General features: G+C 70.7%; 11 protein-coding genes. 4 read left to right on the forward strand and 7 right to left on the reverse strand.

Annotation, left to right across the window (positions count from 1 at the left end; all coding sequences use genetic code 11):
• Positions 1-185: 185 nt before the first annotated feature.
• The 3 genes from MDN94_RS04595 to MDN94_RS04605 all read left to right on the forward strand — a co-directional run bounded on the left by MDN94_RS04595 (position 186) and on the right by MDN94_RS04605 (position 3716).
• On the forward strand, positions 186-1190 hold the full coding sequence (locus MDN94_RS04595) for an acyl-CoA desaturase (protein WP_482724684.1): 1005 nt from the start codon (positions 186-188) through the stop codon (positions 1188-1190).
• The gene (locus tag MDN94_RS04600; RefSeq protein ID WP_482724685.1) at positions 1187-1876 is read left to right on the forward strand and encodes a TetR/AcrR family transcriptional regulator; all 690 of its coding nucleotides are present in this window, start codon (positions 1187-1189) and stop codon (positions 1874-1876) included. The genes MDN94_RS04595 and MDN94_RS04600 overlap by 4 nt, the downstream gene beginning before the upstream one ends.
• Positions 1877-1982: 106 nt before the next feature.
• On the forward strand, positions 1983-3716 hold the full coding sequence (locus tag MDN94_RS04605) for an FG-GAP repeat domain-containing protein (RefSeq protein WP_482727001.1): 1734 nt from the start codon (positions 1983-1985) through the stop codon (positions 3714-3716).
• Positions 3717-3800: 84 nt separating this feature from the next.
• Here MDN94_RS04605 and MDN94_RS04610 read toward each other — a convergent pair whose 3' ends face one another.
• On the reverse strand, positions 3801-4622 hold the full coding sequence (locus tag MDN94_RS04610; RefSeq protein ID WP_482724686.1) for a trans-aconitate 2-methyltransferase: 822 nt from the start codon (positions 4620-4622) through the stop codon (positions 3801-3803).
• 132 nt (positions 4623-4754) lie between these two features.
• On the opposite strand from MDN94_RS04610, the gene MDN94_RS04615 reads away from it, so the two are divergent.
• The gene (locus MDN94_RS04615; protein ID WP_005316568.1) at positions 4755-5252 is read left to right on the forward strand and encodes a MarR family winged helix-turn-helix transcriptional regulator; all 498 of its coding nucleotides are present in this window, start codon (positions 4755-4757) and stop codon (positions 5250-5252) included.
• Here MDN94_RS04615 and MDN94_RS04620 read toward each other — a convergent pair.
• The 6 genes from MDN94_RS04620 to MDN94_RS04645 all read right to left on the reverse strand — a co-directional run bounded on the left by MDN94_RS04620 (position 5211) and on the right by MDN94_RS04645 (position 12494).
• The gene (locus tag MDN94_RS04620) at positions 5211-6011 is read right to left on the reverse strand and encodes a LuxR C-terminal-related transcriptional regulator (RefSeq protein WP_482724687.1); all 801 of its coding nucleotides are present in this window, start codon (positions 6009-6011) and stop codon (positions 5211-5213) included. The genes MDN94_RS04615 and MDN94_RS04620 overlap by 42 nt on opposite strands.
• A gap of 391 nt (positions 6012-6402) precedes the next feature.
• On the reverse strand, positions 6403-7515 hold the full coding sequence (galK, locus tag MDN94_RS04625; protein WP_482724688.1) for a galactokinase: 1113 nt from the start codon (positions 7513-7515) through the stop codon (positions 6403-6405).
• Complete coding sequence (gene galE / locus MDN94_RS04630; RefSeq protein WP_482724689.1) at positions 7512-8480, reverse strand: UDP-glucose 4-epimerase GalE; 969 nt, start codon at positions 8478-8480, stop codon at positions 7512-7514. The genes galK and galE overlap by 4 nt, the downstream gene beginning before the upstream one ends.
• Positions 8477-9520 (reverse strand): galactose-1-phosphate uridylyltransferase, encoded by a 1044-nt coding sequence (galT, locus tag MDN94_RS04635; RefSeq protein ID WP_482724690.1) that lies wholly within the window; start codon positions 9518-9520, stop codon positions 8477-8479. Before galT ends, galE begins: the two co-directional genes overlap by 4 nt.
• 183 nt (positions 9521-9703) lie before the next feature.
• On the reverse strand, positions 9704-10399 hold the full coding sequence (locus MDN94_RS04640) for a helix-turn-helix transcriptional regulator (RefSeq protein WP_482724691.1): 696 nt from the start codon (positions 10397-10399) through the stop codon (positions 9704-9706).
• A gap of 250 nt (positions 10400-10649) precedes the next feature.
• Positions 10650-12494 (reverse strand): outer membrane protein assembly factor BamB family protein, encoded by a 1845-nt coding sequence (locus MDN94_RS04645; RefSeq protein WP_482724692.1) that lies wholly within the window; start codon positions 12492-12494, stop codon positions 10650-10652.
• Between the last annotated feature and the right edge of the window lie 25 nt (positions 12495-12519).

Genomic DNA, 12519 nt, shown 5'->3' on the forward strand with positions numbered 1-12519 from the left:
ACGTCTGGAGGGGTACTGGAGGCTTGCGGACCGCGCTGTCCGACGCCATCCAGGATAGGTGGCCGTTTTTCCGGCGTTGTCCTCAGGTCTCTTGCCGCGCCGCAGTGCACTGCCATACTTACGTCGCCGTAGGTTACGGATCCGTAGCCAGGCGTCCGTCCCTCTCCCCACCCCTGGGAACACACATGACCACAAGCCCCGATCTGCTGGACGACGTAGCCGGCACTCCGGACTCCCCTCTCCCCTTGGCCACCCGGGGCGGAGACAGCAAGCGGTCGATCGAGCAGATCACTCTGCTCCTGTTCATCACGGTTCCGTTCCTCGCGCTCCTGGCGGCGGTGCCTCTGGCCTGGGGCTGGGGCGTGAGCTGGCTCGACATCGGCCTGCTGGTGGCCATGTACTACATCGGCTGCCACGGCATCACCATCGGCTTCCACCGCTACTTCACCCACGGCTCGTTCAAGGCGAAGCGGCCGCTCCGCATCGCCCTGGCGATCATGGGTTCGCTGGCGGTCGAGGGACCGCTGGTGCGCTGGGTGGCCGACCACCGCAGGCACCACAAGTTCTCGGACGCCGAGGGCGACCCGCACTCGCCGTGGCGGTTCGGCGAGACCGTCCCGGCGCTGATGAAGGGCCTGTGGTGGGCGCACATCGGCTGGATGTTCGACGAGGAGCAGACGCCGCAGCACAAGTACGCACCGGACCTGATCAAGGACCCGGCGCTCCGCCGGATCTCGCGCGACTTCATCTACTGGACCATCCTGTCGCTGGCGATCCCGCCCCTGGTCGGCGGTCTGGTGACGATGTCGTGGTGGGGCGCGTTCACCGCCTTCTTCTGGGGTTCGCTGGTCCGTGTGGCGCTGCTGCACCACGTGACCTGGTCGATCAACTCCATCTGCCATGCCGTGGGCAAGCGCCCGTTCAAGTCCCGCGACCGCTCGGGCAACGTGTGGTGGCTGGCGGTGCTGTCCTGCGGTGAGTCGTGGCACAACCTGCACCACGCCGACCCGACGAGCGCGCGGCACGGCGTGCTGCGCGGCCAGGTCGACTCCAGCGCACGGCTGATCCGCTGGTTCGAGAAGGCCGGCTGGGCCTACGACGTGCGCTGGCCGCAGCAGTCCCGTCTCGACGCCCGCCGCGACGACTCCGGCGAAGCCCGCCGCAAGGGCGATGCCGTAAACGCGGCATGATTGACATCGTGGCGAGTGACGGAAGTATCGGCAGTCCGGACAAGACCAGGGCGTCGGGCGGCAGGCGCGCCCGACGGGTACGCATGACCGGCGCGGAGCGCCGTGAGCAATTGTTGGACATCGGCCGCACCCTTTTCGCGGAGAAGGGCTTCGAGGGAACGTCCGTCGAGGAGATCGCGGCCAAGGCGGGGGTGTCCAAGCCGGTCGTGTACGAGCACTTCGGCGGCAAGGAGGGGCTCTACGCGGTCGTGGTGGACCGCGAGATGCGCCAGTTGCTCGACATGGTGACGGGGGCGCTGACCGCCGGGCATCCGCGTGAGCTGCTGGAGCAGGCGGCCTTCGCCCTGCTCGACTACATCGAGGCGTACACGGACGGTTTCCGCATCCTGGTGCGTGATTCGCCCGTCGCCCAGTCGACGGGCACGTTCGCCTCGCTCATCAGCGACATCGCCACCCAGGTCGAGGACATCCTGGGCATGGAGTTCAAGAACCGCGGTTTCGACCCCAAGCTGGCGCCGCTGTACGCGCAGGCGCTGGTCGGCATGGTGGCCCTCACGGGCCAGTGGTGGCTCGACGCGCGCCGTCCGAAGAAGGCCGAGGTTGCGGCGCATCTGGTGAACCTGGCGTGGCACGGGCTCGACGGTCTGGAGCCGAAGCCGAGGCTGATAGGTCACCGCAAGAACTGACCCGTTTTCCCGTACATCCCTCCACCCCTGTTGATCGTCTAAGCAGTGCCACGGCCCCGGATCGGACCGTGAAGCGATCATCTTCCCTGGGGGGACTTTGACTTCTGTGAACCTGGGCCGCCGTCCCGCGCCGACGGGTCGGCGCATCGCGGCCTGCACGGCACTCGCTCTCGCCGCGGGCATGCTCCTCGCCACCCCGGCGAGCGCGGACGACGCTCCCGTACGGCCGCTGCCGGCCGAGAAGCCGGCGGCGGACGCCGGCCGGGCGCAGGTGACCCTGCCGAACCTGCGCAGCGACAAGGACCGCTCCGCCGCCTCGGCGGACGCGGCGCTCGCCGTGGCGCGGCCGCGCAGCGACGTGGACGGCGACGGCATCAGCGACGTCCTGTACCGGGGCATCGGCGGTCAGTGGTGGCTGGAGGCCTCGGCCTCCGAGGGCGGGGAGTACCTCTTCGATTACACCGAGGAGTCCTTCAAGGACGTGTTCTCCCTCGCCGGGCTGCAGTCCGCGGCGCCGGAGAGCCCGACGCACTTCACCCTGTCGACGACCGGCCGGCTCACCGCGTACCGGTCCGACCTCACGAGCGGCTACTCCTTCTGGTCGGGCAGCGGGTGGAACATCTACAACAAGGTGTTCTCGCCCGGCGACCTGACCGGTGACGGCGTCGGTGACGTGCTGGCGCGCACCCACGGCGGCGACCTGTGGCTGTACAAGGGCACCGCGGACCTGTCCACGCCACTGTCGGCGCGGGTGAAGGTCGGCAGCGGCTGGCAGGCCTACGACCAGATCGTCGGCGTCAACGACGTCAACAGCGACGCGATCGCGGACCTGTACGCCCGCACGCCCTCCGGTGACCTGTACTTCTACTCGGGCACCGCGGAGGCCCAGCGCCCGTTCAAGGATCGGGTCAAGACGGGTCACGGCTGGCAGATCTACAACACGATCACCAGCTTCGACGACATCGACGGCGACGGTCTCGGTGACGTGGTCGGCCGCTCGCTCTCCGGCACGATCTACTCCTACATCGCCGACGGCACGGGGAACCTCAAGCCCCGTGAGGAGCTCGGCACCGGCTGGGAGGGGGTGTCCCAGTTCGCCGGGGCGGGCAACAATCCGGCGTGGGGCAAGCGCGAGGTCTTCGGGGTCGACAAGTCCGGCGTGCTCTACGCCTACCACGCCCTGAACAACGGCCGGCTCAGCGCGCGCGAGCAGCTCGGCAGCGGCTGGCAGGGCGCGAAGCTGACGCTGTCCTCGTCCGTCGACAACGACGGCTATGCCGACCTGTTCGAGGTCTACGACGGCGGCCTCTACAACCTGTCGTACGGCTACGAGGGCGCCTACCTGGGCCAGGGCTGGCAGATCTACAACGCCCTCGTAGGCCCCGGCGACCTGTCGGGTGACGGCAAGGGCGACCTGCTGGCGCGCGACTCCTCGGGCGTCCTGTGGCTCTACCAGGGCAACGGCAGCGGGACCGCCGTGGCTCCCCGGATCAAGATCGGCACCGGCTGGAACGGCTACAACGCCATCGTCGGCGCCGGCGACATCACCGGTGACGGCTTCGCCGACATCGTGGCCCGCACCCCCGCCGGCCAGCTGTACCTCTACAAGGGCCGCGGCCAGGCGGGCTGGGTCTTCGGTTCCCGGCAGCTGATCGGCAGCGGCTGGCAGGGTTACAACAAGCTGGTGGCGCCCGGTGACATCACCGGCGACGGTCGCGCCGACCTGCTGGCGACCACCTCCGGCGGCACGCTCTACCGCTACGAGGCCGACGGCAAGAGCCCGTTCAAGCCGCGCGTTTCGATCGGCACCGGCTGGAACACGTACGCGTCCTTGCACTGATCCCGTGTGAGACCGTGCAGCGCCCCCGCCCCCGGCGGGGGCGCTTCGTGTTTCCCGGGGACGGCCGGGCCCCGGGAGAGCGGGTCACGCCACCTTCCGTGCGACGGCGAAGATCCGCCGGAAGGGGAACACCGTGCCGTGGGGGCCGGGCGGGTACGCCTTGCGGAGCAGGTCCCGGTACTGGGCCAGGAACTCCTCCTGCGCCGCCGGGTCGTCCGCGAGCTCGGTGAGCACGGGCCGCAGGGCGGTGCCCTTCACCCAGTCCAGCACCGGGTCCTCGCCGCCGAGGAGCTGGAGGTACGTGGTCTCCCAGGCGTCCGCGTCGCAGCCGAGGTCGGCGAGGCGGGTGAGGTAGTCGGCGGGCTCCAGGATGTGGACATAGCGCCGGCCGTGGTCGCCGAGGCGGGCGCGCCACTGCGGGGTTTCGCAGAGTTCACTGAGCAGGGCGTGGCTGGGGGAGGTGAAGTTGCCGGGGACCTGGAAGGCGAGGGTGCCGCCGGGGGCGAGACCGTCGAGCCAGACGGCGAACGACTCGGGGTGGTTGGGCACCCATTGGAGGGCCGCGTTGGAGACGATCAGGTCGTAGGGCTCGTCCGGGGTCCAGTGCGCGGCGTCGGCGGGTCGGAAGTCCAGCCAGCCGCCGCCTGCCGTGGTGCCCGCGTATTCCTTCTCGGCCTGGGCGAGCATGTCCGGGGAGAGGTCGAATCCGGTGATGTGCGCGTCGGGCCACCGGTCGGCGAGCAGTGTGGTGACATTGCCGGGGCCGCAGCCGATGTCGGCGATCCGGGCGGGGCGGCCGACCGCGGGCAGCGCGGGTATGCGGGCGAGCATGTCGAGGAAGGGACGGGTGCGGTGCCCGGCGTGGCGGAGGTACTGCTCTGGGTCCCAGGTGGGCGCGGAATGCATGCTGAAGTCCCCCTCGCAGGAACGGAAAGCCGAAACAGGAACGTGTTCCGGCCCGACCATGCCCAATAGTCCACGGAAATATATCTTGACGTCAAGAGACTTCATGTCGACAGACCCTCTACACTGATCGACATGGAGGACGAGGTCGATCGACTGGTCGCAGCATGGCGCCGTGAGCGCCCGGACCTCGACGTGGAACCACTCGAGGTGCTCAGCCGCGTCTCCCGGCTCGCCCGCCATCTCGACCGGGCCCGTCGTATCGCGTTCTCGGAGCATCAGCTCGAGCCGTGGGAGTTCGACGTGCTCACCTCGCTGCGGCGGGCCGGCGCCCCGTACCAGCTCTCACCGGGCCAGCTGCTCACCCAGACGCTGGTGACCTCCGGGACGATGACCAACCGCATCGACCGCCTCGCCAAGAAGAACCTCGTCGAGAGGCTGCCCGACCCCAGCGACCGGCGCGGCGTCCTGGTGCGGCTGACCCCGGAGGGCCGCGACCGCGCCGATCAGGCACTGGCCGGACTGCTCGCCCAGGAGCGGGCGATCCTCTCCGAGCTCTCGGGTGCCCAGCGCGCGGAACTGGCTGCGCTGCTACGCCAGTTGACCGCCCCGTTCGACAACATCCCCGGCTAGGGCCGGTCCTCCGCCCAGGTCGGCGGGCCCCACACCGGCCCGGCGGGCCAGCGCGACCGCCGCGAGCGTGGAGTGCACGCCCAGCTTCCCCAGCACGTTCTGCATATGCGTACGAACGGTGTGCGGCGACAGGAAGAGGCGCTCGGCGACGGCTTTGCGCCCCAGGCCCGCGACCATGCAGCGCAGCACCTCCTGCTCGCGCGGGGTCAGCGACTCCACCAGCCGCTCGCTCTCCGTGCGGTGCTTGCGTGCCGCGGTCATCTCCCGCAGTACGCCGGTGAGCAGCGCCGGCGCCAGGTGCGTCTCGTCCCGCAGCACCCCGCGGATCACCGCCAGCAGTCGCTGCAGGGAGCAGTCCTTGGCGACCCAGCCGGAGGCGCCCGCCTGGAGGGCCAGTGCCGCGCGCCGGGCGTCGTCCTTCTGTGCGAGGACGACCGAACGCAGCGCGGGATGGAGCGAGCGGACGCCCGTGACCAGGGCGATCCCGTCGACGACGGGAGCCGCGCCGGTCTCCGGCACCGGACGGGCGACCGTGGCGGCCCTCGGCGGCGGCACCGCGGCCGACGCACCAAGGTCGGCGTCCACGAGCATCACGTCGAACCTGCGGCCTTCCGCCGCGGCGCGTTCCAGGCAGCGCAGCGCCGCGGGGCCGCTGCCTGCCGCGGCTACCTCCACATCGGGCTCCGCCGCCAGGGCCGCGGCGAGCGACTCGGCGAAGATTCGGTGGTCGTCCACGACCAGCACCCGGATACGAACCACAGGACACCCCCAGTGTCGGAGGACGGACCGGCACGGGTACGCCGCCCGGGGGACGGAGGGTACAGCGCATCGCCCGGCCGCCGCCGTGCTGTGACTGATACCCCGCCCCGGGCGCCGTACCCGGCTGTTTCGCCCCCTGATCGACACCGGCCCCCACCGGTGCTGTGGTTCAGAGTACGGACGGGCTGCGGTGACGGAAGGCTATTTGCAGAACTGATCGGCGGCGTTGCCGAGGGTGTGGCCGATGTTCCGAAACGACACCTGAGTGGACAGGCGACGACGGTTTCTGCCCGGCCGGCGCACAGAAAACGACGCTGGGGGGCCGGGCTCACCCCTGGCCGCCCGGCCCTCCCCGAGTTCCTCTTGGCCGGGCCTCCTCGAGGCGCTGCCTCTAGGAGAGCCGGCGTGCCCCCGCGGACGGGACGGCGGTGAAGACGCGCGGCTGCTCCAGCGAGGCCGCCGCGAAGGCCTCTTCGACGGACTTCGCCACCAGCGGCGAGGCGGACGTCTCCGTCAGGACGATCGCCGACCCGCCGAAACCGCCGCCCGTCATCCGGGCCCCCAGCGCGCCGGCCGCCAGCGCCGTGTCGACGACCAGGTCCAACTCCCGGCAGGAGACCCGGAAGTCGTCACGCAGCGAGGCGTGCCCCTCGGTCAGCACCGGGCCGATGGCCCTGACCTCGCCGGCCTCCAGGTGGGAGATCACCTGCTCCACCCGGTGGTTCTCGGTGACGATGTGCCGGACCAGCGAGCGCACTTCCGGGTCGTCGAGCCGGCCGAGGGCCGCGTCCAGCGCGTCGTACGGGACGTCCCGCAGGGCGTTCACCCCCAGCGCCGCCGCGCCCGCCTCGCAGCCGGCGCGCCGCTTGCCGTACTCACCATCGCTGTGGGCATGCTTCACCCGGGTGTCCACGACGAGGAGTTCGAGCCCGTGGGCGGCCAGGTCGAAGGGGATCTGCCGCTGGGAGAGGTCCCTGGTGTCCAGGTACAGGGCATGGCCCTCGGTGCAGCAGGCCGAGGCCGTCTGATCCATGATGCCGGTCGGGGCACCGACATAGACGTTCTCCGCGCGCCGGCACAGGCGGGCCGTGCGCCGGCGTTCCAGGCCGAGTTCGTACAGGTCGTTCAGGGCGAGGGCAGTGACGACCTCGATCGCCGCGGACGAGGAGAGCCCGGCGCCGGTGGGGACGGTCGACTCGAAGTGGATGTCGGCGCCGCCGACCCGGTGGCCGGCGTCGCGCAGCGCCCAGACGACGCCCGCCGGGTAGTCGGTCCAGCCGCCGTGGCCGCCGGGGCCGAGGTCGTCGACGCGCAGTTCGACCGGGCCGCCGTCCATGTCCGTGGAGGTCAGCCGCAGCATGCCGTCGTCGCGGCGCGACACGGTCGCCACCGTGGTGTGCGGAAGCGCGAAGGGCATCACGAAACCGTCGTTGTAATCGGTGTGTTCACCGATGAGGTTCACCCTGCCGGGTGCCGCCCACACACCCTCGCCCGTGGAGCTCATGACCCGTTCTCCCTCCCGCGGGCGAATGCCCAGGCGTCGGACACGATGCCGGCCAGGTCGGCACGGCTCGGCTTCCAGCCCAGGCGTTCCTGGGCCCTGGCGGCGGAGGCGACCAGCACGGCGGGGTCGCCGCCCCGTCGCTCCGCGACCACCTCGGGCACCGGGTGACCGGTGACCTCCCGTACGGTCTCGATGACCTCGCGCACCGAAAAGCCGTTGCCGTTGCCGAGGTTGCAGATCAGATGCTCACCGGAGGTGGCGGCGTCGAGCGCGAGGAGATGGGCCTCCGCCAGGTCCGCGACATGGATGTAGTCGCGGACGCAGGTGCCGTCCGGGGTCGGGTAGTCGTCGCCGTACACGGAGATCGACTCGCGCCGGCCGAGGGCGACCTGGAGCACCAGCGGGATCAGGTGCGACTCGGGGTCGTGGCGTTCGCCGTACACGCCGTAGGCCCCGGCGACGTTGAAGTACCGCAGTGAGACGGCCGCGAGACCGTGTGCCGCCGCCTCACCGGTGATCATGTGGTCCACCGCGAGCTTGGTGGCGCCGTAGGGACTGGTGGGCGCGGTCGGGTCGGACTCGGTGACGGGGGTGGAGACCGGCTCGCCGTAGGTGGCGGCGGTGGAGGAGAAGACCAGTGTGCGCACCCCCGCCGAGCGCATGGCCGCGAGCAGTTCCATCGTGCCGCCGACGTTGTTCGCCCAGTACTTCTCCGGCCCGGCGACGGACTCGCCGACCTGAGAGAAGGCCGCGAAGTGCAGCACCCCGTCGTACGAGGCATCCAGGTGGCGGGCGGCGTCCTGAATGCGACCCTCGATGAACCCGGCGCCCGCGGGCACCCCTTCGCGGAATCCGGTGGAGAGGTCGTCGAGCACGGTCACCTGGTGACCGGCCTCCAGAAGGTGCTGTGCCACGACACTGCCGACGTATCCCGCACCACCCGTGACCAGGTACTTCTTGCTCACTCGCTCGCTACCTCTCGCAATCGCGTCGCCGCGGCCTCCGGCGGCACATCGTTGATGAACACGCTCATACCGGATTCGGAACCGGCGAGGAACTTCAGCTTGCCGGGAGTGCGGCGGATGGTGAAAAGCTCGAGATGGAGGCCGAAGGCGTCCCTTCCCTCGCCTTCGAACGGCGCCTGGTGCCAGGCGGCGATGTACGGCGTCGGCGGTTCACCGGGCCCGAAGATCCGGTCGAAGCGCCTCAAGAGTTCCAGATAGATCTGTGGGAATTCTGTGCGGGCCGCGTCGTCCAGTGCCCGGAGATCCGGCACCCGCCGCTTCGGGTGGAGGTGCACCTCGTACGGCCAGTGCGCCGCGTACGGCACGAAGGCGATCCAGTGCTCGCCCTCCAGCACCACCCGCACCCCTTCCTCGCGCTCGCGCCGGACGAGGTCGTCGAAGAGGTTGCGGCCGGTCGCGGCCCGGTGGGCGGCCAGCGAGCGGAGCATCAGCTCGGTGCGCGGTGTCACGAAGGGGTAGCCGTAGATCTGCCCGTGCGGGTGTCCGAGCGTGACGCCGATCTCGGCTCCGCGGTTCTCGAAACAGAAGACCTGCTTGACGTGGGGCAGTTCGGCGAACTCCGCCGTGCGGTCCGTCCACGCCTCGAGGACGAGCGCCGCCTGCTCCTCGCTGAGATCGGCGAAGGACGCGTCGTGGTCGGAGGTGAAGCAGACGACCTCGCAGCGGCCCGAGTCGCCGGCCAGCGAGGGGAAGCGGTTCTCGAAGACGGCGACGTCGTAGTCGGCTGCCGGGATCTCGCTGAGGCGGCCGTCGCGCGAGGGGCACAGCGGGCACTCGTCGGCGGGCGGGTGGTAGATGCGGCCCTGACGATGGGAGGCGATGGCGACCCGGTCGCCGAGCAGCACGTCGTGCCGGATCTCGGCCGTGGTGGAGACGGCGTCGAGAGGCCGGAGGTCGACGGCGTCGCGGACGGCGTCGTCGCGCTCGTCGTAGTAGAGCAGCTCACGACCGTCGGCGAGCCGGGTCGACGTCTTCTTCATACGGAGCTCCTCACCACTCCGATCCAACATAACCGAACACAAGAAACCACAACCGAACAGGACGGTCAATGGGTGACCGCAGGCCGTCCCGTCCGGGCGCCCGCAGGAAGCAAACAAAGGACATCAAGTGGCGTGCCAGGCCCGGGGCGTGACCCCGCAGACCGCCTGACGGCCCGCCGGGCCCTAGTAGGCCGAGCCGGGACCGGACGGAGTCCCGTACGCCGCGCGGTCCAGCAGCCCCGTACGGGCGGCGAGCGCCGCCGCCTCCAGCCGGGAGCCCACGCCCAGCTTCATCAGCACCCGCTGCACGTGAGTGCGGGCCGTGCTCGGCGCGATCCCCATGCCGACGGCGATCAGCCTGGTGTCCTCGCCCTCCGCGACCCGCACCAGCACCTCCACCTCGCGCGGCGTCAGCAGTTGCAGCAGTCGCTGGCCCTCGTCGTCCGGCTGCGCGACCGGGTTGAGCAGCTCGGCGAACGCGCCCTGGAGCAGCAGCGGCGCCACCACCGCTTCTCCCGAACGCGCTTTCACCAGCGCCCGCTCCACGCCCTCGATGCGCTCGTCATGGCGCACGTATCCGGATGCCCCGGCGGCGAACGCCGCCGCTATCCCGCGCGGGCTGGGGACCGGTCCGAGGACCACGACGGCCACCTGCGGCCGTTCCCGTTTGATGCGGACGACCGGGTCGAAGGCGCCGGGCTCCGCGGGCGTCGCCGTGCCCAGCAGGCACACCTCCGGGGCCCTGGCTATCACCAGCTCGGCTGCTCCGGCCGCGGGCGCCGCCGCCGCGAGCACCCGGTGCCCGCGCAGTTTCAGCGCGGAGGCGAGCGCCTCCGCGAGCAGCCTGTGGTCGTCGACCACCATGAGCCGAACGCCCATCGAGCAACCCCCGTCCCGCTGGAGTCGGCCCCCCGGCCGTCCACGGCTACCCCGTCAGTCCCGGCAAGGTACACGCTTGTTCGACGTTGCGCGCCCCTAACTCGGCAGAAGCCCCCCGGAATGCCGAATTCTTCACCAAACAGGGCCACTTGAAAGCAGGCGTCAGGAAGACGGTCGGGGTACGACCGCGGCCCGGTCCCTCGCGTCTGCGAGGGGCCGGGCCGCGGTGCGGATGATGCGGTGGAGCGGATCAGCTCTTCGGGCCGAAGGAGATCGCCATGAACTTCGACGAGCTCGAGCTGCCCGTGTCGGGCTCGCTCAGGGTGTCGTCCGCGATGAACAGCCGCCCGTTCTTGAAGTGGTACTCCGAGCCGGACTCCACGAAGCTCGTCTCGGCGTCCCGCACCGTCTTGTCCGCCGGGTTCACCAGCAGGACGGTCTCCTTCAGGGTGGCGCCGTTGATGCTGACGACCTGGCCGCCCTTGTCGTAGGGGGGCCACTTGTAGGCGATGATGTTGCCGCCGTCCATGCGCAGCGGCAGCGAGTGGTAGCCCTCACCTGCGTCCGCACGGCCGCTGACGGCCTTTCCGGTCGCCAGGTCGAAGGCGATGATCTCGTTGGTGCGCGAGTAGGACTCGCCCGTTCCCTCGTGCTCCTCCGTCGGCAGGTAGATCCTGTCGTTGCCGACGACCACGAACTGGCAGCCCTCGACACCGTCGCTGGCGGAGCACCTCGCGAGGTACTTGTCGCCCGGCGCCGCGATCTTGGCGCGCAGCTTCCCGGTCTTGCCGTCGATCGAGAAGAAGTCCGAGATGCCGAACGTTCCCGTGTCACCGACGTCGGCGGCGACGACCAGCGGGTCGGAGGAGACGATCCGCGCGTCCTCGACACCGGCCGGCATCTTGAAGGACGAGAGCGGCGTGCCGTTCTCCGGGTTGAGCGGCTGGATGGTCACCTGGGCGTTGTCGTACGAGCCGCAGCGGCGTACCGCGACGAGCGCCTTGCCGCCGCCGTAGCCGATGTCCCGGCACTCCTCAGCGTCGACGGTGGGCTTCCAGCGGACGGCGCCGGTCGTCAGGTCGAACGCGGCGCTGCCGCCGAGGTATCCGGCGGCCACCGTGTTGCCGCTGAGGGTGACCTGGTCGAAGCGGGCCTTGTCGTCACCACTCGCGCCGCCGGTGACGGACTTGCTCCACAGCAGCTTGCCCGCGGTGAGGTCGACGACGCCGACCTCGGAGCACGGCGGGTAGCCCTTGTCGCCCTTGGCCCGCTTCGTGGCCTCGAAGATGACGGCGGTCTTGTTGTCGTCGGTCGTGTGACGCGAGGCGGCACACACCTGGCCGGGCAGGTCGAGGGTCCACAGCACGGTGCCCCTGGCCACGTCGTGGGCCACGATCGAGTTGACGCTCGTCTTGACGAACGCCTTGTCGGTGACCCAGGAGCCCGGCACACCCGTCACGTCGAAACGCGCGGGGATCGGCAGTTGGAAGGCGACCTTGGAGGCCGTGTCGGCCGGGGCCTGCTCCTTGCCGGGGCCGTCGGGGGCGGCCGGTGCGTCGTCGCCCTTCCCGCCCTTGCCGCCCTCGGTTCCGCCCGAGCTGTTCTTCGCCTCGTCCTGCTTGCCGCCGTCGTCCTTGGTGGACGAGTACAGGAAGCCGCCGCCGATGATCAGCACGATGGCGACGAACGCGGCGATGACGATCTGCAGTTGCGTCCTGTTCAGCAGTCCGCCGCCCCCTGAGGGCGCGGCCGGCTGCGGCATCATCGGCTGCGTCGGCGCGCTGTACGCGGGCTGCGGGTGGCCGTAGGGCGCGCCCGGGGCCGGGCTCTGCGGCTGCGTCTGGGGATAGCCGTAGCCCGGCTCGGCCGGAGGCGGCGTCTGCGGATAGCCGTAGGGCGCTCCCGGCGCGGGGGTCTGCGGCTGCGGCGCGGGGGTTCCGTACCCGCCGGCCGGCTGCTGGGGCTCCTTGGCCAGACCGTAGCCGCCGCCCGAGGGCGGGCCGGGCGGCTGGCTCGGGGGCTGGTTCGGCGGGCCGGGCGGCTGGTTCGGCGGCGGGCCGGGCGGCTGACTGGGCGGGGGCGGCGGCTGCGTCATGGCTTGCTTACCTCTGGGGGACGGA

It is taken from the genome of Streptomyces sp. WAC00040 (assembly GCF_056835925.1).